23 protein-coding genes are annotated in these 25,770 nt (G+C 44.7%); 8 read left to right on the top strand and 15 right to left on the bottom strand.

Annotated features, from left to right (window positions below; genetic code table 11):
- Positions 1–10 precede the first annotated feature (10 nt).
- Entirely contained in the window at positions 11–556 is a 546-nt protein-coding gene (locus F1644_RS21310; protein ID WP_087419893.1) for an RNA methyltransferase, read from the top strand.
- Between the two features lie 182 nt (positions 557–738).
- Here the strand turns inward: F1644_RS21310 and folP are convergent, their stop codons facing one another.
- Positions 739–1,575 (bottom strand): dihydropteroate synthase, encoded by an 837-nt coding sequence (gene folP, locus F1644_RS21305; protein ID WP_118305037.1) that lies wholly within the window; start codon positions 1,573–1,575, stop codon positions 739–741.
- 101 nt (positions 1,576–1,676) lie between these two features.
- On the opposite strand from folP, the gene F1644_RS21300 reads away from it, so the two are divergent.
- The 3 genes from F1644_RS21300 to tpiA are packed head-to-tail and all read left to right on the top strand — an operon-like array spanning position 1,677 to position 4,282.
- On the top strand, positions 1,677–2,216 hold the full coding sequence (locus F1644_RS21300; protein ID WP_027201166.1) for a DUF1599 domain-containing protein: 540 nt from the start codon (positions 1,677–1,679) through the stop codon (positions 2,214–2,216).
- Between the two features lie 24 nt (positions 2,217–2,240).
- Positions 2,241–3,485, top strand: coding sequence for a BT_3928 family protein (locus F1644_RS21295; protein WP_118305038.1), 1,245 nt, complete (start codon positions 2,241–2,243; stop codon positions 3,483–3,485).
- A gap of 26 nt (positions 3,486–3,511) precedes the next feature.
- Positions 3,512–4,282 (top strand): triose-phosphate isomerase, encoded by a 771-nt coding sequence (gene tpiA, locus F1644_RS21290; protein WP_087419890.1) that lies wholly within the window; start codon positions 3,512–3,514, stop codon positions 4,280–4,282.
- A gap of 163 nt (positions 4,283–4,445) precedes the next feature.
- On the opposite strand, the gene F1644_RS21285 is transcribed toward tpiA, so the two are convergent.
- Positions 4,446–5,474, bottom strand: coding sequence for an HPP family protein (locus tag F1644_RS21285; protein WP_229782446.1), 1,029 nt, complete (start codon positions 5,472–5,474; stop codon positions 4,446–4,448).
- A gap of 125 nt (positions 5,475–5,599) precedes the next feature.
- Here F1644_RS21285 and F1644_RS21280 point away from each other — a divergent pair, with 125 nt between their 5' ends.
- Complete coding sequence (locus F1644_RS21280; protein WP_118305039.1) at positions 5,600–6,943, top strand: MATE family efflux transporter; 1,344 nt, start codon at positions 5,600–5,602, stop codon at positions 6,941–6,943.
- Positions 6,944–7,245: 302 nt separating this feature from the next.
- On the opposite strand, the gene F1644_RS21275 is transcribed toward F1644_RS21280, so the two are convergent.
- The 11 genes from F1644_RS21275 to F1644_RS21225 form a co-directional block, all read right to left on the bottom strand.
- Positions 7,246–8,325, bottom strand: a complete 1,080-nt coding sequence (locus F1644_RS21275; protein WP_087419888.1) for an Mrp/NBP35 family ATP-binding protein — start codon at positions 8,323–8,325, stop codon at positions 7,246–7,248.
- Positions 8,326–8,437: 112 nt separating this feature from the next.
- Positions 8,438–8,944, bottom strand: a complete 507-nt coding sequence (locus F1644_RS21270; RefSeq protein WP_118305040.1) for an O-acetyl-ADP-ribose deacetylase — start codon at positions 8,942–8,944, stop codon at positions 8,438–8,440.
- Between the two features lie 5 nt (positions 8,945–8,949).
- Entirely contained in the window at positions 8,950–9,486 is a 537-nt protein-coding gene (locus F1644_RS21265) for an NUDIX domain-containing protein (RefSeq protein ID WP_118305041.1), read from the bottom strand.
- A gap of 245 nt (positions 9,487–9,731) precedes the next feature.
- Positions 9,732–10,442, bottom strand: a complete 711-nt coding sequence (locus F1644_RS21260; RefSeq protein ID WP_118305097.1) for a M48 family metallopeptidase — start codon at positions 10,440–10,442, stop codon at positions 9,732–9,734.
- Positions 10,443–10,499: 57 nt separating this feature from the next.
- Positions 10,500–10,790 carry a hypothetical protein gene (locus tag F1644_RS21255; RefSeq protein ID WP_027201158.1) on the bottom strand — a complete coding sequence of 97 codons (291 nt, stop codon included), beginning with the start codon at positions 10,788–10,790 and terminating at the stop codon, positions 10,500–10,502.
- A gap of 82 nt (positions 10,791–10,872) precedes the next feature.
- A complete protein-coding gene (gene aroC / locus F1644_RS21250; protein ID WP_118305042.1) occupies positions 10,873–11,952 on the bottom strand; it encodes a chorismate synthase in 1,080 nt (359 codons plus the stop codon).
- 158 nt (positions 11,953–12,110) lie between these two features.
- Entirely contained in the window at positions 12,111–12,659 is a 549-nt protein-coding gene (locus F1644_RS21245) for an FKBP-type peptidyl-prolyl cis-trans isomerase (protein ID WP_027201156.1), read from the bottom strand.
- 179 nt (positions 12,660–12,838) lie between these two features.
- On the bottom strand, positions 12,839–14,020 hold the full coding sequence (locus tag F1644_RS21240) for an OmpA family protein (protein WP_229782447.1): 1,182 nt from the start codon (positions 14,018–14,020) through the stop codon (positions 12,839–12,841).
- Between the two features lie 366 nt (positions 14,021–14,386).
- A complete protein-coding gene (locus tag F1644_RS21235; RefSeq protein WP_118305043.1) occupies positions 14,387–15,454 on the bottom strand; it encodes a hypothetical protein in 1,068 nt (355 codons plus the stop codon).
- 385 nt (positions 15,455–15,839) lie between these two features.
- The gene (locus F1644_RS21230; protein ID WP_118305044.1) at positions 15,840–17,084 is read right to left on the bottom strand and encodes a competence/damage-inducible protein A; all 1,245 of its coding nucleotides are present in this window, start codon (positions 17,082–17,084) and stop codon (positions 15,840–15,842) included.
- A gap of 12 nt (positions 17,085–17,096) precedes the next feature.
- Positions 17,097–18,338, bottom strand: coding sequence for a M48 family metallopeptidase (locus F1644_RS21225; protein WP_118305045.1), 1,242 nt, complete (start codon positions 18,336–18,338; stop codon positions 17,097–17,099).
- A gap of 196 nt (positions 18,339–18,534) precedes the next feature.
- On the opposite strand from F1644_RS21225, the gene F1644_RS21220 reads away from it, so the two are divergent.
- Both F1644_RS21220 and F1644_RS21215 read left to right on the top strand, forming a co-directional pair.
- On the top strand, positions 18,535–21,102 hold the full coding sequence (locus F1644_RS21220) for a zinc-dependent metalloprotease (protein WP_118305046.1): 2,568 nt from the start codon (positions 18,535–18,537) through the stop codon (positions 21,100–21,102).
- A 153-nt stretch (positions 21,103–21,255) separates the two neighbouring features.
- Entirely contained in the window at positions 21,256–22,866 is a 1,611-nt protein-coding gene (locus F1644_RS21215; protein ID WP_168044376.1) for a fumarate hydratase, read from the top strand.
- A 129-nt stretch (positions 22,867–22,995) separates the two neighbouring features.
- Here F1644_RS21215 and rd read toward each other — a convergent pair whose 3' ends face one another.
- Both rd and F1644_RS21205 read right to left on the bottom strand, forming a co-directional pair.
- A complete protein-coding gene (gene rd, locus F1644_RS21210; RefSeq protein WP_065219960.1) occupies positions 22,996–23,160 on the bottom strand; it encodes a rubredoxin in 165 nt (54 codons plus the stop codon).
- Between the two features lie 50 nt (positions 23,161–23,210).
- Positions 23,211–24,587, bottom strand: coding sequence for an aldehyde dehydrogenase (locus tag F1644_RS21205; RefSeq protein WP_118305048.1), 1,377 nt, complete (start codon positions 24,585–24,587; stop codon positions 23,211–23,213).
- 118 nt (positions 24,588–24,705) lie between these two features.
- On the opposite strand from F1644_RS21205, the gene F1644_RS21200 reads away from it, so the two are divergent.
- Complete coding sequence (locus tag F1644_RS21200; protein WP_087419878.1) at positions 24,706–25,698, top strand: DMT family transporter; 993 nt, start codon at positions 24,706–24,708, stop codon at positions 25,696–25,698.
- Positions 25,699–25,770: the final 72 nt, after the last annotated feature.

Below are 25,770 nucleotides of genomic sequence, written 5' to 3'. Positions count from 1 at the left end.
TTCAATTAACATGTCTCGTAAACTCCTCAATGAAGAACTGAACCGACTCACCACGGAAGAGTATAAAGACGCTGAAAAACTCCCGATCGTGGTCGTACTGGACAACGTACGCAGCTTGAATAACATTGGTTCCGTGTTTCGCACGTCCGATGCCTTCCGGCTTTCCAAGATATATCTTTGCGGTATCACGGCAACACCTCCCCACCGGGAAATACACAAAACAGCACTCGGTGCAGAAGAAAGCGTAGACTGGGAGTATTTCGAGGAAACCACCGATGCGGTTCAGGCATTGAAAAATGAGGGGTACACCATTTTATCCGTGGAACAAGTAGAGAACAGTATTTCCCTAGAACAATTTACCATCAAAAGCGGACGAAAATATGCTTTCATTTTCGGAAACGAGGTAAAAGGCGTACAGCAGGAAGTGGTTGATCTTTCGGATGACTGTATCGAGATCCCCCAATTCGGGACCAAACATTCATTCAACATATCCGTCACCGCCGGAATCGTGCTATGGCAGGTCATCCATCCGCTATTTTATAAACAACTGAAATAAGTCATAAAGTTTATAAGGTTCATAAAGTCTTGTTTTATACAGACAGACTGCCCCCTCCAACTCCCCCTTACACAGGGGAAGGGCTAAAAGGTAGCACACGCTACCGTTGACAAAGCGCCCCGCAGGGGTCAATGAACCTTACGAACTTTATAAACCTTACGAACCTTCAAACTATACCAATTTTATAAACTCATTTTCATCGCCTCCACGATTTTCACGGCTTCCACGGCTTCTCGCACATCATGAACCCGGAGAATATGTGCCCCTTTCAACAGGGAGATCGTGTTCAGTACGGTTGTTCCATTTAATGCCTCTTGGGGTGTAACCTCCAGTAAACGCCAAATCATTGATTTCCGGGAGATTCCCACCAATAAAGGATAACCCAAATCCAGGAAGGACTCCATTTTATCCATCAACTCGTAATTATGGGCTACGGTCTTTCCAAAACCGAATCCTTGATCCAATATTATATTATTAAATCCCAGAGTATTTAAACGAGCAATCCGTTCCGTGAAAAACTCCCGAACCTCACGCACGACGTCATCGTAATGAGGATTAACCTGCATATCCTGAGGTGTTCCCTGAATGTGCATCATGATATAAGGAAGTCCTAATTCCGCCACCGTCTCGAACATCTTGTCATCCATTGTTCCCCCGGAAATATCATTAATGATTATTGGTCCGAGACAATGACTGATCTCTTTCGCCACGTCGGCCCGGAACGTATCGATCGATACCGGAAGATGCGGGTAGTACTTACGAATCAATTCCACGGCAAAACTCAACCGGGATAACTCCTCCTGAGCGTCCACGAACGCAGCCCCCGGACGGGTTGAATATGCCCCGACATCAATAATCCCGGCTCCCTGTTCCACGATCTCATCCACCCGTTCCATGATCTTCAACTCGCTCGTGTACTTTCCCCCGTCATAAAAAGAATCCGGTGTCACGTTCAATATACCCATCACCACGGGTTTCTCCAAGCTAACCTTTTCCGCTCCGATCGTTATATGTGTCATAATTTTCAACTTTCGATTTCCAATATTCAATTATTTGAGTACTTTTACAGGACAAATTAACAATTTATTTTTCAGATTTCATTATCAAAAATAAATAGAGTATGCCAAATACAGCACAAGAATATGATAAAGTGATAGATATATGTCAGGATATCTTCGTGAAGAAAATGCAGGACTACGGGACAGCCTGGAGAATACTCCGCCCGACCTCCATTACCGACCAGATCTATATCAAAGCAAACCGTATACGCAGTATTGAAGAAAAGGGGATTACGAAAGTCGGGGAAGGCATTGTTCCCGAATTTATCGGGATCATTAACTATTCCATTATGGGACTGATCCAACTCCAACTCGGACCGGGTAACGACACCCCCCAAGATGAAGTCCTTCGCCTGTATCAAAATTATTTTCATAAAGCGAAGGAACTGATGCTTGCCAAGAATCACGATTACGATGAAGCCTGGCGGGAGATGCGGGTCAGCTCGTACACCGACCTGATTCTGATGAAGATTAACCGTACGAAACAGATAGAAGATCACCAAGGTACCACGATCATATCGGAAGGTATCGATGCAAATTACTTCGACATGGTAAATTACGCCGTTTTCGGGTTGATTCGCCTTGTCGTGGAGCAAGAGTAAGGTCTAACTAGAAAATAAACAAACATGAGACTCGTCAAAAACCTGTGCAGGATTATTGTCGGGATAGTATTCATCTATTCCGGATTCGTGAAAGGAATTGACCCGTTAGGATCTGATTACAAATTCACTGACTACTTTAACGCTTTCGGCATGGGCTGGATGAATGCGACCACGTTGTTTTTCTCTTTCGCCCTCTCGCTGGCAGAATTTCTGATCGGAATTGCCCTGTTGTTTAATTTATGGGTATCCCGTATGGCATGGGGCTCTCTGTTATTCATGGCTTTTTTCACCCCACTGACCCTTGTGCTGGCACTGACGAATCCAGTAAGTGACTGCGGTTGTTTCGGGGATGCCATGATCCTAACGAACTGGCAAACCTTTTGGAAGAATATCATTTTGCTCTTGTTGGCCATCATGATCTTCGTGTACCGTAAGGAATACAAATCATCGCTTCCTTTGATGGGACAATTTTCGTTTCTCACCCTGGCAGGAGCTGGAATGCTATGTCTTTCCATCTATTGCTATCGTCACTTGCCCGTACTGGATTTCCGTCCTTACGCTGTCGGCAAGAACATCACGGAAAGCATGAGACTTCCCGAAGGAGCTGAACCGGATCAATACGAAGTCACACTAAAGTATAAGAACAAGCAAACCGGAGAGATCCGGTCTTTCACGGAAGAAAACTACCCGTGGCAAGACACGCTGAACTGGGAATACGAGAGTAGCTCTGAGCGACTGGTAAAGAAAGGATATATTACACCGATTCATGACCTTGTAATCGAACACCCCACGCTTGGTAACATCACAGAAGAAATTCTGGAAGACGATAATTACACGATCCTCGCCGTAGCATACAACCTTAACCAGAGCGATACACAATATCAACCCGCCATCAACCGACTGGCGGAGTACGCCCGGGAAAAAGGGATTCGTTTCTACGGATTAACCTCATCCTCGGAACGGGATATTGAAGCATATAAAAAGCGGAATCACGTTCCCTATGAATTTTGTACGGCTGACGAGATTCAGTTAAAAACCATGATTCGCTCTAACCCCGGCGTGATCATTCTCCGAGAAGGCACAATTCTCGACAAATGGGCTGGAAAAGATGTTCCCGACGTGAAAGAATTACAAGATACCGACTTGACAGCTTATTGCGTGTATTCAAGGGAACAAATGCAACGAATTTATTTGGTTTACTCCATTATCCTTCTTTTCTTTGTAGCATATTTACTGATTCCACGTAGAAAAGGGAAAAGAAACAATTAAGCACAAACAATTCAAAACATAAAGATATGAGAAAAAAGATTGTAGCAGGTAACTGGAAAATGAACAAAACCTTCGCTGAAGGAGTTGAATTGGCTAGAGAAGTGAATGATTACGTGAGATATAAAGAAGGCGGAGAAGGCGTTCTTGTTGTTCTCGGTACTCCCTTTATCCACTTGGCAAAAGTGGCTCATAACATCACAGAATCTTCCATCATGGTTGCTGCCCAAAATTGCGCAACGGAAAAAGCCGGAGCCTACACGGGTGAGATCTCAGCTGAAATGATAGCTTCCACTGGTGCTAAATGCGTGATCTTAGGACACTCCGAAAGAAGAAGCTACTATGGCGAAACAAGTCCTATTCTCGTGAAGAAGGTTGCACAAGCCCTAGACAGCAAGTTGGAAATCATCTTCTGCGTGGGTGAAGTACTGGAAGAAAGAGAATCCGAGAAACATTTCGAAGTTGTGAAACAACAGTTGACCGACGGTCTCTTCAATCTTACCCCGGAACAATTCGCTCATGTGGTAATCGCTTACGAACCGGTTTGGGCTATCGGTACCGGTAAAACCGCTACTCCCGATCAGGCACAAGAAATGCACGCCTTCATCCGTTCTGTTGTAGCAGAAAAATACGGACAAGCCGTAGCTGATGAAACTTCAATCCTTTACGGAGGAAGCTGTAACGCAGGAAATGCCGACGCTATTTTCTCCAATCCGGACGTAGATGGTGGACTTATCGGTGGTGCATCTCTGAAAGCGGCAGATTTCTTCGAAATCATCAAAGCGAGAGCAAGACATTAAATAAAGGGCGAAAAGCCCTTTTAGTTCATAAAGTTTATAAGGTTCATAAAGTCCAAAGTGACAGGTGTCCTTCGGACTGTGTTTAACGGCAGCACTAGCTGCCGTTGGTAAAGCTCCCCTCAGGAGTTCACGGACCTTATAAACTTTATGAACCTTATGAACTTTACAAACTCTTATTTCTCTTCCTCAAATCCCTTATAAAAGGTGGAACCAGGCACACGATTAGCTGTGCCCGAGGCCAGCGTAGACAACGCTGGAAACAGATCATCGCCAAGCCAATAAATAACGTAGCTCCCACGAGAACCTGCAAAGGCAACCAAAACAAACCTTCTTCGGGAATGATCATCGGAATCAAGGCAACAGCTCCTGCCGGGGCAAAGAACTTTCCTAAAAATTCAAATAAAGAAAACATACAAAGAAAAATCGGGAGTACGACTACAACTTCCGGTAAATGCAAGTACTTATGTCCCACGATCTGAAAAAACACGCCAATAACAGCCGCTGTGAACAAGACCAATAAAACTTGTACAGGACGATTGCGGAACCCGGCCTTCGAATTGGCAAACTCCACGTAAGTCACAATCAACGGAGGAAGAATGAAGTACAAATTTCTCGTGTAGATGGCCAATGCAGCAACCGCTATCACTGTCACCAATAAAAACAACCAACGTACCAAGCTATCCTTCCAATGGACAATCACGGGAGTATAAGTCACCCTCTCCCGCAATCCAACTTTCTCCATCCCCCATTGCCCACCAACAACAATAACCGACATAACAAGTACAGCTACCGGATAAACCCAACTTTCCGTGCCCAATAACACAGGTAACATACAGGCTGAAATCTGCGGTACCAAAGTTGCACGAAATAACGTGAGGCAGACTGCGGTAAAAATAAAGGCAAACGCCAGATTTACAAGCAAGGGGAAAGGAGAATAACGTACAATACACACACCCGTCACAGCTCCTAAAATCATGAGAGCGACCATACTTGCCCGACTCACCTGCCACACCCGTTTATCCACGATCCACATACCGATTGTCAAGGCTGCCATTTCCGGAAAGATAATTTCCCTTTCCATCAACAGTTCTGCAGCACCAATCATTAGCAAAATCATTAACAAGGCGTAAAAATAGCGTTTACGTCGAACTATATCCCCGAACATTTGCTTTCCACTTGCACTTTTCAGCATTCTAAAATCTCCCTTTATTCATTATTTTACGACAAAAGTACACAAAATAATCCGTAATTATCATATGTTAATTTTTCTCCGTTTTATTCGACCTACCTTTACCGAGCTAAAAAAATTATATATACATGCAACGAGACAGTATAGATTTTGGTTCAATGAAAGTCGGACAGTTGTTCTGTAAACAACTATTTCCGACCTTGCTGGGTATGGTTTTCTCGGCTTTATTCGTGATCACCGACGGGGTTTTCGTCGGTCGTGGAATTGGTAGCGACGCTTTAGCCGCGGTAAATATTGCCGCCCCATTATTCGTGTTCGCTGCCGGAATGGGATTAATGTTTGGTATGGGCGGGGCAATCGTGGCATCGATCAACCTGGCCCGGGGAAAAGAACGTGTGGCTAACATCAATGCCACGCAAGCAACGCTTGTTTCTTTTATCGGCATGACGTTAGTATCTATCCTTGTCATGGCTTTCCCGACATCTGTGGCTCGAATCCTCGGAGCACCCGAAGATATTATCGAGCTGGCACGGGAATACCTGATTGCTTATGCCGCTTTTGCCATGTTTCAGACGGCACTCTGTGTACTTACTTTCTTCACCCGCATTGACGGGCCTAAAATAGCCATGTGGTGTATGACGATCTCCACGGTAATCAACATCGTACTCGACTATCTGTTTATATTCGTGTATAAATGGGGATTGACGGGAGCTGCCGTGGCCACAGGTATCGGTGAAATCGTAGGTTGCCTTCTCATGGTTGTATATTTATTACGTTATTCGCCTCGTGTCCGTCTCGGCAAATTAAAGTTCAGCCGGAAGAGTATACAACTCACGGCACGTAATAGCGGATATATCATTCGTCTGGGATTCTCGGCATTCTTGGGAGAGGCAGCTATCGGTGTGATGATGCTGACCGGGAACTATGTGTTCGTGAGTTACCTCGGTACGGACGGAGTGGCGGCATTCAGTATCATGTGTTACTTCTTCCCGATCATATTTATGGTTTTCAATGCCATTATCCAGTCGGCCCAACCTATTATCAGTTTCAATCACGGATGTGCGGCACACGGTCGTGCACAGCAAGCACTCCGATTGGCATTGATAGCAACGATTGCAACAGGCTTGTTTTTCCTGGTTCTCACGATTTTACTACGGGAACAAATTGTGTCCTTATTCATCGCAGACCATACAAACAACGCTTGGAAATATGCCGTGTACGGGATTCCCTTTTTCTCGATATGCTATGTTTTCTTCGGAATCAACATCACCGCTATCGGGTATTACATGAGTATCGAAAAATCACGGTTGGCAACGATATTTACCGTTTTAAGAGGGATCATTTTACCTGTGGTTTGCTTCTTCCTCCTGCCATTATGGTTAGGAATCAAAGGGATCTGGCTAGCGGTAGCCGTGGCAGAATTTATCACATTTGCCGTGATTTGTATAAATGCGATGTGTAAAAGAGTTTGAAGGGAGTGTCCCCAAAGTCATTTTATTTCAAAAAACTCCTCCGTCACTTCGTGCCACCTCCTCTATAAACAGAGGAGGAGCTGGTGACTCTTACCGAAGACAGGAGGTATTTCAACTCTCCCTCTGCCAGAGAAAGATAAAAGTTAAAAGATAAAAACTAAAAGTTGAAAGTAGGAAATTTAGAAGCGTTGATTTTGTGGGTGGAAATCTAAAATCTAAAATCATTAAATCTAAAATTAGTTAGGGAGTCCCCCGAAGGGGGGAAGGAGTTTGAAAGGGGCTTTTTCAAGCCCCTTTCTCCATTATTTCGTTACCCGAACCCGTTTTGCAGTCTCACCTGTTTCATCCACAGCGTGAGCCACGTTACGAGCCAGTTCTATAAATGCCTGTCCGGTGACACTATCTTCATCCAACGCTACCGGGCTACCATTCTCGCCACCTTCCATAATACTCTGCACGATTGGAATTTGTCCCAACAGACGCAATCCCCTCTCGTCAGCCAATTTCTTGGCACCCTCTTTACCGAAGATATAATATTTATTATTCGGCAATTCCGCAGGAGTAAACCAAGACATATTCTCAACCAATCCCAACACGGGAACTTGTATTCCCGGAGATTCAAACATATTGATCCCCTTCACGGCGTCAGCCAAAGCCACCTGTTGTGGGGTACTAACCACGATTGCACCACTCAAAGCGACAGTTTGTACCAAAGTCAAGTGAATATCACTTGTTCCCGGAGGAAGGTCGATCAGCATAAAGTCCAGTTCGTCCCAGAAACCGCCTTCAACCATCTGTTTTAAAGCATTGGAAGCCATTGGTCCTCTCCATACGGTGGCAGAATCGGGGTCCACGAAGAAACCGATCGACAACAACTTCACCCCATACTTCACAACCGGCTCGATCAACTCCTTACCACCCACTTCTACCATGTAAGGACTGGCATCCTCACACCCGAACATTTTCGGCATGGAAGGTCCATAAATATCAGCATCCACCAACCCGACTTTATACCCCAATTTAGCCAAAGCTACCGCCAAGTTTGAAGCTACCGTTGATTTACCAACTCCTCCTTTACCCGAAGATACAGCAACAATATGTTTCACCTTCTCCAAGGCCAAAGGTTTCTCCAAGTCATGTACGAACACGGTTTCAATCTCCACGGTTGTATATCCTAATTTCTCTTTCAACAGAGATTCACATTTCTTTCTCACCGCTCCCACGAACGGGTCATTGGACTTTTGGAATACCAAGCGGAAATCCACCTTACCGTCCTCAGCCTTTATATTCTGCACCATATCCAGCGCAACGATACTCTTCGAAGTGCCGGGATATTTCACTTCCGACAAAACGTCACGTATCTCTTTTACTATCTCTTGCATAATATCTGTTTTTTATAAATCTTCCAGACAAAATTACTGTTTATAAATTAATTTCCCAACAAACATTCGTTTTGTTAAGGTCAACAGGCTTAAAGGTTACAAATTATTGTCATTATTCCATTGTCAATTGCATATACAAATCATAAGCCTTACGACTAAAACAAGCAACAATCACCCGCTCAAAATCCGGATGTGTCTCCAAGAAGGCCTTGATCTCACGCAAAGCAATCGGGGTTGCCTCCTCCAACGGATAACCATACACACCCGTACTGATCAGAGGAAAAGCGATGGTTTTCAAACCGTTCTCCACGGCCAAGACAAGACTATTCCGGTAACATGCCGCCAGCAACTCCGGTTCCCCCTGTCGCCCGTTAGAATAAACCGGTCCTACCGTGTGAATCACGTGACGAGCTTTCAGATTATACCCTTTTGTAATTTTCGCTTCCCCGGTCCGGCATCCGTTCAACATCCGGCATTCCGCCAACAACTCTTTGCCGGCAGCTCGGTGAATAGCTCCATCAACTCCTCCACCTCCCAGCAAGGAAGTATTCGCCGCATTCACGATTGCATCCACGTCCAACGTGGTAATATCCGCCTCAACGATTTCCAATCTATCCATATATTCTATAATTTATCAGGAATCAGATCCTGCAAACGCTTCAAGTCAAATCCCTTAAAATGTTCATCTAGTTCCTCGATCTCGTTCAATTGTAAATAAACCTTTAATGCCAGACGATGTAATGCCACCTGCAACACGTGTTCATGATCAAAAGCCAGAGAAGGCATATCCGACAAGGTAAACCATCGAGCATCTGCCGCATCGTCATATCCGGCCACGTTTATTCCCACGGGATTCACCAAAGCATAATAAGCCACCGTAATTGTCCGTCCCCGGGGATCTCGATCTACATCGGAGAAAGCCTGTAATTGCTCTACAAACACATCTCTCAAGCCCGTTTCTTCCTCCAATTCTCGCACGGCGCATTCATCCGTCGTCTCGTCCATATTCAAGAACCCACCCGGAAATGCCCAGCAACCTTTATAGGGTTCGCCACCCCGTTCTACCAATAACACCTTCAATATCTCTCCATCAAACCCGAAGATCACGCAATCCGTGGTCACCGCCGGACGAGGGTATTGATAACAATATTGTCCTTCCATTGTCTTCACTTATTTAAGAAATAACTACCAAATATAACGAATAAACCTCAAGCTGGATTCCTCTTTTCCCAACATTTACAAATAAATCAATAAAAAACGCCCGAGAACGTAACATTTGGCCACATTTCAGCATAAAACGTATATTAAAACTTACATCATGAAAAGAGTCGAAATGTTATTATTTATGTTGGGAATCGTGTTCATTCTCACGTTCTGGCTAGCAAGCCGTGAAGAAAAAATACCGTTCAAACTCTGGTATTATACTGACGTAACCTACGACGCAATTGCATACACCCGGGACACACTTTTTCCATCAACGCCCAAAAATTACTGGAATGATTCTTTTCAACCGTATGACATAACTCGTGCAGAATCACGTAATCAATAATCTCATCCGGCAATTTCATCAATTTCACGTTCAAGCTGATATTATCATCTGCCGAACAACTCCCCCAGTTCGATATATTATTCCGAAAAGACAATGCCCGGTAACGGAAACCAAACTGCCCAGCCAGTTCCCTTACGCGTCCCGGCAAGTAACGCTTACTCTCCATACGATAAATCTCTACCAAAAAATTCTCCACGTAGGGAGCAATTCTCGAGTATGCCGTACCACGGGGAATATACAGACGGATTTCCTTCCCCTCGATCTTATAGTATGGACGCAGTTCATCACAAGCAAGCACTTTCAGCACGTGGAACTTCGTCTTCACCTCGGAATCCATACCTAACCCCACCCCCGTGTCTTTTTCGTAAACTTTGATCTTCGCCAAATTCTGCACTATCCAGTCCCGTTGTGTATCCACGAATTCTTCTACCTGCCGTCCGCTTACCCCGAAAGGAACGTTTACCCACATGCCTCTACCCGGTGCCATTCGCACCGAGAGGAAACGGATATTCTTTCCCCGTCTCACCTTTATCTTGCCGATTCCCGGTAATACAATCTCGTCGTTCATCATCAAAAAGAGCTACCACAGAACGTGGTAGCTCAAACATTTGGGGGCAATCATCATTTAAGCGTTCTGTTTTACCAACTCGCTCAAACGGGTAAATTCTCCGTCTACTGTTTTCAATAGATCGATAGATATTCCTTTATAATAAGATCTAGCTTCTTTCTTATCGTTAAATGATTTACGAGCAGAAATTTTACTTCTCGTTTCATTTCTATATTCAACCATCTTTTTCACGATGTTAACAACTTCCGGCTCACTCTTCCCCACGCTAGAATTGTAATTCATACAATCGGCGATTACCGCGAAAGTCAAATAATCAACATCTTTCTTCAATCTTCTAATACTTGCCATAACACTGATATTTAATTTCCAACAAAATTAATAAAGAATATCATCCTAAACAAGCTTATTGTCAAAAAAATATTTACTTCTTTCATACCCGAGAGGGTACTTTCCCGGCCTCCAGCATCATATCCAATACCAGCATGGCAGCCATCGCCTCCACCACGGGAACCGCACGAGGCACCACGCATGGGTCATGACGTCCCCGGGCTATGAAAGTCACCTCTTTTCCGAAACAATTCACGGTTTGTTGCTCCTGCCCGATCGTTGCCACGGGCTTAAAAGCAACCCGGAAATAAATATCTTCCCCGCTAGTGATTCCTCCCAGAACTCCCCCGGCATGATTTGTCAAGGTCCTCACTTGCCCGTTTCTCATCATGAAAGCATCATTATGCTCACTCCCCCGCATACTTGCAGCATGGAATCCCTCGCCATACTCGAAACCTTTTGCCGCATTAATCCCCATCATGTAATATCCCAACCGGGCCTGAAAACGATCAAACACGGGTTCTCCCACTCCCACGGGAACTCCCCGGATAACACAACTCACGACCCCACCCACACTATCCTGTTCCTCCTGCACTTTTCGGATAAACAATTCCATTTCCCCCGCTACCACCGAATCAGGACAACGTACCACATTGGCATCCGTTTCCTCCAAATTTAGCTCGTGATAAGTTTTATTCAACACGATCGGCCCCACCTGAGACGTGTAACCATGAACGAAAATACCCAATCTTTTCAAAATCTGACGAGCCACAGCTCCCCCCACCACACGAACCACGTGTTCCCGGGCTGACGAACGTCCCCCGCCCCGGTAATCCCGGATACCATATTTCGCCTGCATCGTGTAATCGGCATGAGACGGACGGAATAAATCTTTTATCTCGTCATAATCCCGACTCCGCTGATCCTTATTCCGCACGATAAAACCAATAGGAGTCCCTGTAGTCACCCCTTCGAATACTCCTGAAAGAATTTCCACTCGGTCCTCTTCCGTCCTCGAAGTAGTCACGGAAGACTGTCCCGGTCTCCTTCGGTCCAGCTCATACTGAATCTCGTCCACCGACAAGGGAAGTCCCGCCGGACACCCATCAATCACTCCTCCCAGCGCCTCACCATGTGACTCACCAAAAGAGGTTAATGTGTATAACTTACCAATCGTGTTCATAACAATTGAAAATTGAAAATTGAAAATTGAAAATGAAGGAAAACAACACTTCAATATTCAAAGATCAACATGGATTAAACTTTTGGTCTGTATAAAAAATGGAAAACCAAGACTTGATCATCCCAATTTTCCATTTTCAATTTTTCATTTTCAATTAATTAGTGGCAGCAACCGTCACCGCAAGAGTGTTCTGAACCGCAACCGCCATCAGACCCACAACCGTGGCAACCGCCACATTTGTGCGAATGTAAGCTTTCCAATTCTTCATCAGTAGCGTCTCTTACTGCCAACACCTTACCCTTGAAAAACAAATCTTTGCCGGCCATCGGGTGATTGAAATCCATGGTCACCGTATCGTCACCCACGGTAACGATTGTCCCGTTCAGGTGCCGTCCCAAACTATCCTGCATTGGCAGCACGTTTCCGGGAATCAACTCTTCCGCCTCAACTTCTGCGAATATATCTTTAGGTAACTCTACAATCATGTCCTCGTTCACCTCTCCGTAAGCGTTAGCTGACGGGATATGAAAATCGAAAGAATTTCCCGTATTCAAATTCAACAGGTTCATTTCGAAATATTCCAGCGTTTGCCCTTGACCGCAAATAAACTCCAAGGGAGTTTTCTCGTCAGCTATCTCAATGGGTTCTGCATCCGCTGCCGTTCTCAACTCGTAACTCACGGTTACAAACTTATTCTTTGTTATCATTTCTCTGTTTTTTAATTATTCACGGGCAAAGATACAACTAATTAAGCGAAAAGCTGAAAGCGAAAAGCTAAAAGTTATATAAAACCGCAAGAGCAATAAAATAAGACCGGGATAAAAGTATCACCCTTTACCCCGGCCTCTAAAATGTATAAATGGTTAGTAGTTATGTAGTTTTAATATCATTCAACGATAACCACGCGGCTCAATTGAACTCCACCCTCGTAAAGATTGTCAACACCACCCTTGCCAACGACTTGCAATTGACTGGCCTTAACTCCAAATTTCTTCACTAAAGCGTCTGCCACGTTCTGAGCGCGTTTCTCGCTTAACTTCTGATTGTAAGCAGGAGTACCAGTTGCTTTGTCTGCGTATCCGGTAACTCTGTAAACTTGATTCGGATTGTTCTTGATAATCTCTGCGTAGTATTTCAAGTTAATCATTTCCTTGGCGGTAATGTTTGCTTTGTTGATATTGAAGAAAATAGCCAACGGGGCTGCTTTTACCTCTTTAACAACTTGCGGTTGAGCCTTACGAGCTTGATTCAACTCATCCTGCAAACGATCTGCCCGACGAATTTGCTCTGCCAATTTAGCCTCGGCAGCACTCAACATTTCTGGTGAAACTCCGGTAGAAATGATTTCTGTCGGTTTCTCTCTTCTAAAATTACGCTGGTTGAATTTATAAGTAAATCCGGCTGTTACACCCAAAATACCTTCTCCCTTGCTGCCGCCGGTATCACCGTCAAATGCCTGGGGAACCAAACTACCCTTGATTTCGATGTTAAAGTCAAAAGCGTTAGATAAACGCATCTTATTGATCAAACCTGCCACGAACATGAACTTCGTGTTGTCCACGGAAGAACAACCATGAATCATACCAAAACCGGCAAACGGAACTGCCTCGTAGAAACGATCCGTACGGTAACCACCGATCCAGTTAGAAAGATTCAATAATCCATCAACATGCACGTTAAACTGTTGCCATTTTTGTTTGTAATATCCGTCTACACGAGAAGGACCCTTAGCGTAAATATTAGCAGGATCAGCAGTCAAACCTTTTAACGTGAAACCACCAACTTGAGCCCGAATCCCTAATGTCGGCATCAGCCATTTCCCCACGGAGAAATCAAATGCCGGGGTAATCCGACGCCCGAAATCATCCTTACTATCACTTTCTCCAAAGTAAACTTGCCCACCGGCACCTATTGAAATAAACCAGTTATCCCAAAATTTATTGGTAACGAAGCCACGCCATGGAGCCGTAGATTCTTCTTCTACCACAGTCACTTTTACCTCTTCTTTTTGTGCACTAGCCAATAACGGCAAAATCGCTACAAATAACAAAATAAACGTCTTTTTCATATTCATCATCTGTTTGTTAACTATTGTTTGCTTGTTATATATCTAAGCTGATCTTAAATAACACTCGAAATACGGGACTTCGTTTAAAAATGTTACACTCCCATAGGAAAAAATCACACTAAAAATTTTAATTAACTTTATACCAATTCAAACAAGGAGATAATTAACAAATATTATGCCAAAAACAATATCTTTTTGTTAATAAAACACGACAATCGACATAAATATACCCATAAAGCTAAAATTAAGAACGTAAAAAAATTGCAAATCAACACACCTCTAACACGCACGCCTGCCTTATTGACAGACTACAATACAATCATCGCCATAGTATATGCCAAAATCCCAATCGCATGACAAAAGGTCTTAACGATATTCCACGAAAAACTTTTTTAACAACATCGAAAAAACCTTCTCGTCATCCCCGTACCTCTTTATCATCTTATCCCACGACTCCTTCGAATACTTGACTTTATTCCCCTTATTATCGGAATATTCTCTCTCATCAAAAATATTCTTCTTCAAAGTTGCACACTCTTTATAATTATGACGAAACTTTAAATCTCCGAATATATCCCGTTCTACACTCCATTTATTTCCCTTATTATCTTTCACCTGGAGATCTCCGAAAATATCTCTCCCGACATCCACTTTATTTCCCCTGCCATCATTTACCTGCACATGATCAAAAATATCCTTCCGGATAGAAAGACTTACCCCCTGGTTATCCTTATACTCGAAACCATCAAAAATATCTTTCTTTATCGAAACCCGACGTCCCTCGCTATTCTTGTATTCAACATTTCCGAATATATCCACGGTATACTCTTCCGTGTAATTTTTCTTTTTCCCGACATCTTTGGCTAATCCTAACAACAAAAACTCTTCGACATTCCTGTCTCCTCTATGCCTTCCTCTTCGGAACTTGTCAAGAAACTCTTTTGAATAGGTCACCTTATTTCCCCGGTTATCCTTGTATATTATATTATCAAAAATATCTTTTCCTAACGTGGCTCGAAACTCGTTACTGGAATATTCCAACTCCCCCATAATATTCCGCCTTAATGTCATGGATTGTCCCTGATTATTCCGGTATCGTGCATCTCCAAAAATATCGATTTCATACACCTCATGCACGTTTCTCCGATCCCGATATTTATGTATCAGTTCAGAGAACAAGAAATCTTCAAAATAAGGTCTATCCTTCCCCGGCACCTTCTCCCACATCGTCTTCGAATATTTCACCTCATTTCCCCGATTATCCTTGTAAACCTTATCCCCGAAGATATTCGTGGAAAGTGATGCTTGAAATCTATCCCGAGATTCATAACGCAAATCACCATGTATATCAACAAAATATTGTTCTCCACCCATCTGAGCGTAAGAAAACGACCAAAGAACAACGAAAAATAGTAACAATGTAAACTTTCTCATAGCAAAGATTTATTCCTCAAATATAACAAAATTCCTGCCAAACGCAAAAGAAAAGCGGGTGACCATCACGGCCCCGCTATTTTAGTGAAATTAGAATTTTAAAATTGTTACCCTACGAACAATATCAATATGTATTATTTACATTACATACAAAACATAAAAGCCTCCGGACTGTAAATTAAGATCTCACCCAAAATTTAACACTACGCATAGCCACGCACCGGAGGCTTTATAATACCTTCAGCGTTGCTACACGTTGTATTATTTTCTGAGTGAGATGTGCAAATGTAATTTATATTTTCGAAATAGGAACATGAAATACAAAAAAGTTTACCGAGACCCGCCTTTTTACTATGATTCACGACGGATTCACTTTATAAACAATTCATCTATTTACTGCCCCGTTACGCACTTCTTCGATAACCATTTCAATCGCCTTCATCGTGGCCTTACCAATATTTCTTTCACGGGTAAACGAGAACACGAACTTGCGAGCAATCGTTCTTTCCGGTCCGGCAACCCCGATCCACACGGTTCCCACCGGTTTCTCCGCCGTACCGCCAGTCGGCCCGGCAATTCCGGAAGTAGAAACGGCATAATCCGTCCCGATCAAACGGCGGGCTCCTTCTGCCATCTGCCGTACCACGGGTTCACTGACAGCCCCGAATTGTTCCAAACTTTCAGGACGAACTCCCAGCACCCGTTCCTTCACGTCATTGGCATACGCCACCACGCTCCCTCTAAAGTAGGCGGAAGAACCGGCTATCGACGTGAGCTGAGCCGCAATATTTCCACCCGTGCAACTCTCTGCCGTGGCAATCGTCTTTCCCTTCAACATCAGTAATTCCCCAAGCTCCCGTTCCGTCCCGCCATTCTCTCCTTCCGTGTAACGCTGGCCTTCAAGAGCCTCTTTCAAGCTATCGTAACGGGCATCCAGGTTAAAAACCTGATCCCCCTTAGCCGTCAGGCGCAACTTTACAAATCCCGGCGACGGCAGGTAAGCCAAGCTGAACCCTTCCGGCAAATGTTCTTCCCATTTCTCCAACAAAAGAGCCAACTCCGATTCCGGGATGTCATACACTTTCAACATCCTGTAATCCAGATGCAAATGCGGATACAAGCGCTGCAATTCCGGGATCACGCACTGGATCATCAAATCCTCCATCTCGAAAGGAACACCCGGCAGAGACACCAAAACCTTTCCGTCCCGTTCAAACCACATCCCGGAAGCCGTCCCTTTCCGATTGTAAAGAATTTTGGCCGATTCCGGTAGGATAGCCTGACTACGATTCCCCTCGTTCATCCTCATTCCCCCGTTCTCCAGCAACTTCCCGATCCATTTTAACACGTCTTCATTCATCACCAAACGAGTATCGAAATATTCTGCCAGCACCTTTTTCGTCACGTCATCCTTTGTCGGTCCCAATCCCCCGGTCACGATGATTAGTTCCGCCTGTTTCATCGCATAATCCACCCACTGCCAAATCTCCTCCCGCTGATCAGCAATAGACAAAATATCCGCCACCTCGGCCCCCAAACGGGTCAACTGCCTCGAAATATATTGTGAATTCGTGTCCAGAATCTGTCCTAACAGAATCTCGTCCCCGATAGTAATAATAATAGCTTTCATTCGTTTATATTTTTATTCGTGAATACGTTTTATAGCATCTATCCGTTTCAATAACGACGGATGAGAATAATAGATATACTCGTACAAGGGATGGGGCGTCAAATTACTTAACGACTTCACCGATATTTTCTTCAAACCGGACACCAAATAATCCCCCTTGTAATACCGGGCCGCAAAAGCATCCGCCTCGTACTCGTTACTCCGGGACCACACGTTCATCCCGACCCCCAAAATCAAATTCACGGGAGAATACAAAATGGCAAAAGCGATTAATCCCAGCTGGAAATATGCCCGGTCCCCGCCCAGCGCCTCTGACAAAGCCGCATTATTCACGCACAAGGAAAACAACCAGAAAAGCACTCCCATCTGTATCACGGAAACCACCATAGAACGTAACGTGTGTCGTTTCTTGTAATGCCCGACCTCATGAGCCAGCACGGCCACAATTTCCTCTTCCGTCAACTCGTCAATCAGCGTGTCATACAACACGACCCGCTTTTTAGGCCCCAGCCCCGTGAAATAAGCATTTGCTTTCGTGGAGCGTTTCGACCCGTCAATCACGTATATATTATCCAATTTGAACCCGACTTTCCCCGCAAAAGCCTGTATCTTATCCCTCAACGCACCTTCCTGTAAAGGCGTCTGCTTATTAAACAAAGGTACGATCAGTTGCGAGTAGAACATGGCCATAAACACGGAAAACAGGGTAACAGCACCCCAAGCGTACAACCAAAAATAAGTCCCCGCCCACGTGTAGAACCACACCACAAGTGCTAACAATACCCCTCCCAATACCAACGAAAGAACCAACTCTTTCACCGTATCCAACCAGTAGACCCGCCTCGTAGTCTTGTTAAAACCATACTTTTCCTCTATCCGGAAAGTCGCGTAATAATCAAAAGGTATATCCAACACGGAAGAGACCACGGAAAGCCCCACCACGAAAAGAATGGTCTGCCAAACCACACTATCCGTCAAAGAAACCACCCAACTATTATACCACCCGAAACCTCCTGCCACGAGAAACACGATCATCACGACAAAGCCGACCCCGGAACTCCAACTATCCAACCTCCCGTTTTCCCGCTTGTAGGATTGAAACCGACTGTATTCCTTCTCGTCATAAATTCCCTTCAGACTATCAGGTAACACGGGAGACATATGTTTAGAATTCAAAGACTCCAATACTCTCTCCAACACGAAATCCAAGCACAGGAAAACAACAATGATAAAAAATATGGTTTCGGAACTCATTTTATCTGTTTTTAAGATTCATTGCTTGCAAAGGTACAATAATAATCGTCTTTCGGATGAAACTTTAACAAAACGGTAAGATAAATTCGATTCTTTTTTACATACCTTCGCCCGCTGTTGAAAACGTTGCACATGAATATGTATGTACACAAATCTAATAAACGAGATATAATTAATTGATTAAACGAAGAGAACTATGAGGAAAATTTTACTCGCGGTTGTCGCCCTGTCATTACTTGCAGGGTCCACGGCACAAGCTTTCCCTTTCAAGAAAAAGAAGAAAAAAGCAAAAACCGAACAGACCGCAACACCTCCTGCTCCTAAAGAATCTGCTTTCGACAAGCAAGTGAAAGGAGCTAAACACTTACCGGGAGTTATTGATGCTTACTACACCCCGAAAGGAACCTTAATGTGGGCAATCCAGGCTCGTAACTTGGACAAGATCTACTTGATTGCCAATCGTCTTTCTGAAACCAGCGCCCCGACCGATTTCGTGGCAGGCCAGATGATCGACGATCCGTTCATGGTACGTTTCTCCACGGATTCCACGAACGTATACATGCACTCCGTGCTTTGTGAGGACGTGTTAAGAGAAGGTGATCCTATCGCCCCATCTTTCAAACGGAACTTCAATGACCCGATCATGAAGACCTTCGAGGTGAAAGCCACCAAGGGTGACACGCTGTTGATCGACATGACCGCGTTCTTCGGACGGGATGAAAAATGTATTACCCCGATGGGCTCCAGCCCGATGACGGGTAAAAAACCGAGCGCCATGTTCGACCCATCCGCATCTCGCGTGAAAGAGGTAAAGAACTTCCCTCGAAACATGGAAATCTCCTCTCAAATGAACTATAACGGACAAAGCGGTCCTCTTACCCTTGTTGTTCGTCGTTCTATTGTTGAACTGGATAAAGATCCCATGCCCATGCGTTACAAAGACAGACGTGTTGGTTATTTCAGTACTCCCCGGAACTTCTACACGAGCGATAAAGACCGTGTGGAAGATTTCGAATTCATCCACCGTTGGAGAATCGAGCCGAAAGATATGGCTGCTTACTTGCGCGGAGAACTCGTGGAACCGGTAAAACCGATTGTATTCTACGTGGATAATGCTTTCCCTGAAAAATGGAGAGGTGCCGTTAAACAAGGTATCGAGGACTGGAACATCGCTTTCGAAAAAGCAGGTTTCAAAAATGTAGTTATCGCCAAAGATTACCCGACCGACGATCCGAACTTTGACCCGGACGATATTCGTTACAATTGTGTGCGTTATGCCGTAACACCTACTGCTAACGCTATGGGACCGAGTTACGTGGATCCTCGTAGCGGTGAAATTCTCGTGGCAGACGTGATCTGGTATCACAACGTGATCTCTCTTGTACACGATTGGCGTTTCGTTCAGACGGGAGCCGTTGATCCTCGCGTTCGTACGGAAGTATTCAGTGACGACGTGATGAATGAATCTTTACGTTACGTGGCATCACACGAGATCGGACACACGTTAGGTCTGATGCACAACATGGGTGCAAGTTACTCTTTCCCCGTGGACTCTTTGCGCAGTCCGTCATTCACGAAAAAATACGGAACCACCCCGAGTATCATGGACTACGCCCGTAACAACTACGTGGCTCAACCCGGAGACTACGAACGCGGTGTAAACCTCGTTCCGCCAGTGCTAGGAGTATACGACATTTACGCTATCAACTGGGGTTACCGGATCATTCCGAACGCTAATACTCCGGAAGCCGAAGTCGCAACATTAAATAGCTGGATCGAAGAAAAATCTGACGATCCGATGTATCGTTTCGGGGCGCAGCAATTCCCGCAGACACTTGACCCGACTGACCAGACAGAAGATTTAGGGGATGATCACGTGAAAGCCAATTCACTTTGTATCAAGAACCTCAAGATCATCATGAACAACTTGGAACAATGGTGCAGCAAACCGGGAGCCTCGTATAAAGACATAAAAATGTACTACAATGGAATCCTGAGCCAGTACCAAAGAATGCTTAGCCACGTGTTGGCTTACCCCGGTGGTGTTGAATTCACGGACCTGGTACAAGACGGCAAAGGTGGTGTAGCTAAAAAATACATCCCGAGAGCCAAACAACAAGAAGCGATCAAATGGTTAGTAAACGAAGTAACGACCTGCCCGAAATGGTTGATCACGAATGACCTGAGAGAGAAATTGGAATTAAACCCGAATATGTACGATCAATTACAATACGCTGTGGTAGGTAAAATCTTCAATGCGGCTACTCTTGGTAGTATATACGAGGGAGAACGTTCCGGCCAAAAAGACGCTTATAAGCTTGATGCTTATGTAAATGACGCTTATAAATTACTTATGGCTCCGACCCTTGCATCCCGTTCACTTTCTCACGAAGAAATGAACTTGCAAGCTGCTTTAGTAACCATTGCCTGCCAAATGAGTGGTCTTCAAGCTACTCCTGCGGCCTCTGCACCGAAAAGACTTACTTCTATCGATCCGACCGAGGCATTGGCAACTTTAGAAAACAGTGTAAATAGCCAACATAAACTTTGTAGCCATGCGGCATGTAATCTGGGAGAATATGACTACTTCCGCATGACAATGAATGCTGCAACACTTCCTGCATCAGTAGGACGTCCTGCCATGTTATCATTGTTGAAAAAAGTACAAGCTCTTTACAAAGAAAAACGGGGAACCGGAAATGCCGCTACCCGCGCATTCTACGATTACCAAATCATGACTATTGACAAGTTATTCAAAGACTAGTCATTAGCCTAATATTCATAAAAGCCGGACCAAATTTGTCCGGCTTTTTTATTGGACTTCTCATTTATTAATTCTAATTTCGTTGCGACATATTAAAGAAATTTTTCCGTTATAGGAATAAAAATATTAACAACACTAAAACAATAAAGAATTATGGCAGAATTCAAGTATCAAGAACCATTTCCGATTCAAAAAGACAATACGGAATATCGCTTACTGACAAAAGACTACGTGAAAACCATCGAAGTTGAAGGACGTAAAATATTGAAAATTCAAAAAGAAGGGCTTGAATTACTCGCCCGTGAAGCCTATGCAGATGTTTCTTTTTACCTGCGTGCCTCTCACTTGCAGAAATTAGCTAATATACTGAAAGATCCAGAAGCCAGCGACAATGATAAATTCGTGGCCCATACCATGTTGATGAACCAAGTGGTTTCCGCCAAAGGCGAACTTCCCACCTGCCAAGACACGGGTACAGCCATCGCTATCGGTAAGAAAGGCGAAAACGTGTGGACTGACGGTAATGATGCGGAAGCCATCAGCAAGGGAGTTTTCGAAACCTATCGGGATCGTAACCTGCGTTATTCTCAAGTAGTTCCCTACACCATGTTCGATGAAAAAAACAGTGGTACAAACCTACCGGCTCAAATCGACCTGTATGCCACTCAAGGAAATAAATACGAGTTCCTGTTCATCACCAAAGGCGGTGGTTCTGCAAACAAGACGTTCCTGTACCAACAGACCAAAGCCTTGTTGACCGAGGAAGCACTGACCAAGTTCATCAAGGATAAAGTGAAAGACTTGGGAACATCAGCCTGTCCTCCCTACCATCTGGCAGTAGTCATTGGTGGAACCTCCGCCGAGGCCTGTCTGACAACCGTGAAGAAAGCTTCCGCAGGATATTATGACAATCTTCCGACCGAAGGAAATGATGGCGGTCAGGCATTCCGTGATCTGGAATGGGAGGCCAAAATTCAGAAAATCTGTCAAGACATGGGTATCGGCGCTCAATTCGGTGGTAAATACTGGGTACACGACGTGCGTGTCATCCGTATGCCTCGTCACGCGGCATCCTGCCCCGTGGGTATCGGTGTAAGTTGTAGTGCCGACCGGAACATCAAGGCTAAAATCACGGAAGACGGTATCTTCCTGGAACAACTGGAAAAGAACCCAGCTCGTTTCTTACCGGCAGAGAACCCTGCATTAGCCCCCGCCGTGAACATCGACCTCGACCAACCGATGGAAGAAGTATTGAAAGAACTAAGAAAATATCCGGTTAAAACCCGTCTGAACTTGTCCGGAACACTTATCGTTGCCCGCGATATCGCTCACGCCCGCATCAAAGCCATGTTGGATGAAGGCAAGCCCATGCCGGAATACTTTAAGAATCATCCGATTTACTATGCAGGACCGGCTAAAACCCCGAAAGGAATGGCCTCCGGAAGTTTCGGACCTACCACGGCAGGACGTATGGACCCCTATGTTGACCTTTTCCAAGATCACGGTGGTTCTATGATCATGGTTGCCAAAGGTAACCGCTCTCAAGCTGTTACAGATGCTTGTAAGAAACACGGTGGTTTCTACTTAGGATCTATCGGCGGACCGGCAGCTATTTTGGCTAAAGAAAGCATTAAATCAGTAAAAATCGTTGCCTTTGAAGAATTGGGGATGGAAGCTATCCGTAAAATACGGGTGGAAAACTTCCCGGCATTCATCATCGTGGATGACAAGGGAAATGACTTCTTTGCCGAATGGGCACATTAATAAAAATAGAGGCGAATCCTGAGATTCGCCTCTATTTTTATTAAGATAAAAGTTAAAAACTAAAAGATAAAAATGGAACTTTTTACAGCTTTCAACTTTTATCTTTTAGTTTTTATCTTTTAACTTCATTTACTCTTCCACCGGTTCGAAATCTTCTTTACCAACGCCACAAAGCGGGCAAACCCAATCTTCCGGAATATCTTCAAATGCGGTTCCAGGTGCGATTCCACCATCTGGATCACCTACTGCAGGATCATAAATATAACTACATACTGTGCAAATGTACTTTTTCATAGTCTTCATTGTTTTAAAGTTTCCAACAAATATAATAAACTCACCAGACATTACATGAATTTTTTCAATAAATTCAAGTGTTTATACGGGGCATAACGAAAATGGTTATCAAAAAATGTGAAAGATTTTACCACGGAACGTAAATTACTGAAAAGTTCAAAACTTGCTTTCCCGTGATACTTTCCGATTCCACTCATCCCCACACCCCCGAAAGGCAAACGGGGATTTGCCAGATGCACGATTGTGTCGTTCACACAAGCCCCTCCCGAAGAGGTTCGGTTTAAAACTTCACGAGCCTCTCGCTCGGTTCCGAAATAATACAGGGCCAAGGGTTTCTCCCGCTTATTCACGAAACGAATCACGTCATCTATCTCCCGGTAGGTCAGTACGGGTAGAATGGGACCGAATATCTCTTCCCGCATGATCGGACTATCAGACTCCACGTCAATCAGTACCGTAGGAGCAATATACTTTTCCTCCACGTTCACCTCACCCCCGACAACCACCTGTCCGGAAGAGTGCATCAAGCGCGCTAACCTTTCTGTCCCCTCCCGGTGAACAATCCGCGGATAATCAGGACTTTCATACGGGCAATCCCCATAAAATCGTTTCACGGCCAGTCTTACGGCCTCAACAAACTCTGTCCTTTGATCTTCATGCACAAACACGTAATCGGGGGCAACACACGTCTGCCCGGCATTGATAAACTTTCCCCAAGCCGTACGACGAGCCGCAATCTCCACGTTCGCACCACGCCCCACGATACAAGGACTTTTCCCGCCCAACTCTAAAGTTACCGGGGTTAAATGTTTCGCTGCCATTTCCATAACATATTGTCCGAAACGGGGACCTCCCGTGAAAAAAATATAATCAAAACGCTCTCTCAACAACTGCTCCACCACATCCCCTTCTCCATCAAACACAGATACATAAGCGGGTTCAAAAACTGCCGCAACAATCTTCTTTATAACCTCCGCCGTTGCCGGGGCAAAAGGAGACGGTTTCAACACGACACAATTCCCAGCAGAAATGGCACCAATTAAAGGTTCCAACAATAATTGAAACGGGTAATTCCAAGGGGCAATGATCAACACAACGCCATACGGCTCGTACATGATCCGGCTTTTCGAGGGCCAAAAAGCCAACGGGGTTGCCAGTCGTCGGGGTTTCACCCACCGTCTCAGATGTTTCACGTGATAATCAATCTCCCCCAACACCATACCGATCTCCGTCAGGTAAGCCTCTCCGCTCGACTTTCTCAAATCACTCCACAAAGCCGCATTTATCTCTTCCATCTGTCCGGTAATAGCCCGCCTCAACGCCCTCAAACGTCCTATCCTACAAGCGACCTCCCTTGTCATTCCCTTATCAAAAAACTCCCGTAAAGGAATCGTGTACTCCCCTTTTCTAGTTTCCGATTCTACCATATCTCAATCATTCCTGTATCATGTTGTTATAAATACTAAAACAAAGGTATATTTTATTTTGACAAAAAACCTTTTCTCCATCGAATCGTTATATCCGGAGAGAAACAAAAAACAAAATATGAAAATAGGTGCTTTATATGCCTTACTATCAGTCATAACATGGTCGATCATCAGTGTCATCACCCGTTTTTGCCTGTTAAACTACGAGGCCAACATTCTCGTGTTCGCCTCCATGCAGATTTTCGCCGGGGGAGTCGCGCTATTACTTATCCGAAAACCTGTAACCGCAGAAGGCTGGAAAGCAGGTGTCGGTTATTCATGGCTGTACACGTTACTGCAAATATTCCGGAATTTCTTTCTAGCCGCGGTTTACCTGTACATCACCAGTACCGAAACCAGCTTATTAATCAACATAGAAGTTGTCGTGACGGCAATACTGGCCTACATCTTTTTCAAGAGAAAACCCCACAGCAGTGACATCGTGGGGATGCTCGTGATCACGGTCGGCATTATCCTGTTTATCCGTACCCTCCCGGAAGCCATACAACTACGGGTCTCCATTCTCGTCTCCCTGGCAGTTCTGGCAAGCTGTACACGAGCCATCGTGGTAGAGAAGACCACTATCGCCAGTCCCAACACCTCCGTACGCCAAAAATGCGGGATCTCCGGATTCACCATGTTCTGGGGTGGCACGTCGGTCATACTTTTCTTAATCCTGATCGCCCTCGTGGAACACTATTTTGCCAAGGAACTTATGGCCATCCCGTTTTCAATGCTCTACCTGCCTAAGCTCACCGAGATATTCCACCCGATGACGATTATTGCCGCCTGCGTGACAGGTTTCCTACTCACCTCACTCTCCACGTACCTATACTACGCCACCCTGCAAACGGCAACTGCCGAAACCTTCATGACCTTCCGGGCCTTCCAGCCCATGCTAACCTTCGGGCTGGAGGCATGGATTGCAGTCTACTCCATCGACTTGCGCCCCGACTTGGACACGAGAGATTACATCTTGGCCTGCATCATCATCCTAGGTTCCCTACTCATCTTGATCATGCCTCCAAAACGAGTGGAAGAAAATCGCTCGAAACAATACATGACGGACTAAATAATTGAAAAGACTACCCCCTCTAACTCCCCCTTACACAGGGGGAGAAACAGACGCAAGAAAACACTACAA

This window comes from Butyricimonas paravirosa (genome assembly GCF_032878955.1).
GTDB classification, from domain to species: Bacteria; Bacteroidota; Bacteroidia; order Bacteroidales; family Marinifilaceae; genus Butyricimonas; species Butyricimonas paravirosa.
This window is presented reverse-complemented; position numbering and strand designations above follow the sequence as displayed.

Coding starts and splice junctions, on each gene's coding strand:
- F1644_RS21235 (WP_118305043.1), bottom strand. CDS start 15,454: ATGAGAAAGTTTACATTGTTACTATTTTTCGTTGTTCTTTGGTCGTTT.
- F1644_RS21260 (WP_118305097.1), bottom strand. CDS start 10,442: ATGAACGACGAGATTGTATTACCGGGAATCGGCAAGATAAAGGTGAGA.
- F1644_RS21240 (WP_229782447.1), bottom strand. CDS start 14,020: ATGAAAAAGACGTTTATTTTGTTATTTGTAGCGATTTTGCCGTTATTG.
- F1644_RS21280 (WP_118305039.1), top strand. CDS start 5,600: ATGCAACGAGACAGTATAGATTTTGGTTCAATGAAAGTCGGACAGTTG.
- F1644_RS21200 (WP_087419878.1), top strand. CDS start 24,706: ATGAAAATAGGTGCTTTATATGCCTTACTATCAGTCATAACATGGTCG.
- F1644_RS21215 (WP_168044376.1), top strand. CDS start 21,256: ATGGCAGAATTCAAGTATCAAGAACCATTTCCGATTCAAAAAGACAAT.
- F1644_RS21295 (WP_118305038.1), top strand. CDS start 2,241: ATGAGACTCGTCAAAAACCTGTGCAGGATTATTGTCGGGATAGTATTC.
- F1644_RS21255 (WP_027201158.1), bottom strand. CDS start 10,790: ATGGCAAGTATTAGAAGATTGAAGAAAGATGTTGATTATTTGACTTTC.
- F1644_RS21270 (WP_118305040.1), bottom strand. CDS start 8,944: ATGGATAGATTGGAAATCGTTGAGGCGGATATTACCACGTTGGACGTG.
- F1644_RS21265 (WP_118305041.1), bottom strand. CDS start 9,486: ATGGAAGGACAATATTGTTATCAATACCCTCGTCCGGCGGTGACCACG.
- F1644_RS21220 (WP_118305046.1), top strand. CDS start 18,535: ATGAGGAAAATTTTACTCGCGGTTGTCGCCCTGTCATTACTTGCAGGG.
- F1644_RS21300 (WP_027201166.1), top strand. CDS start 1,677: ATGCCAAATACAGCACAAGAATATGATAAAGTGATAGATATATGTCAG.
- F1644_RS21245 (WP_027201156.1), bottom strand. CDS start 12,659: ATGATAACAAAGAATAAGTTTGTAACCGTGAGTTACGAGTTGAGAACG.
- F1644_RS21205 (WP_118305048.1), bottom strand. CDS start 24,587: ATGGTAGAATCGGAAACTAGAAAAGGGGAGTACACGATTCCTTTACGG.
- F1644_RS21285 (WP_229782446.1), bottom strand. CDS start 5,474: ATGCTGAAAAGTGCAAGTGGAAAGCAAATGTTCGGGGATATAGTTCGA.
- aroC (WP_118305042.1), bottom strand. CDS start 11,952: ATGAACACGATTGGTAAGTTATACACATTAACCTCTTTTGGTGAGTCA.
- F1644_RS21310 (WP_087419893.1), top strand. CDS start 11: ATGTCTCGTAAACTCCTCAATGAAGAACTGAACCGACTCACCACGGAA.
- F1644_RS21225 (WP_118305045.1), bottom strand. CDS start 18,338: ATGAGTTCCGAAACCATATTTTTTATCATTGTTGTTTTCCTGTGCTTG.
- folP (WP_118305037.1), bottom strand. CDS start 1,575: ATGACACATATAACGATCGGAGCGGAAAAGGTTAGCTTGGAGAAACCC.
- F1644_RS21230 (WP_118305044.1), bottom strand. CDS start 17,084: ATGAAAGCTATTATTATTACTATCGGGGACGAGATTCTGTTAGGACAG.
- F1644_RS21275 (WP_087419888.1), bottom strand. CDS start 8,325: ATGCAAGAGATAGTAAAAGAGATACGTGACGTTTTGTCGGAAGTGAAA.
- tpiA (WP_087419890.1), top strand. CDS start 3,512: ATGAGAAAAAAGATTGTAGCAGGTAACTGGAAAATGAACAAAACCTTC.
- rd (WP_065219960.1), bottom strand. CDS start 23,160: ATGAAAAAGTACATTTGCACAGTATGTAGTTATATTTATGATCCTGCA.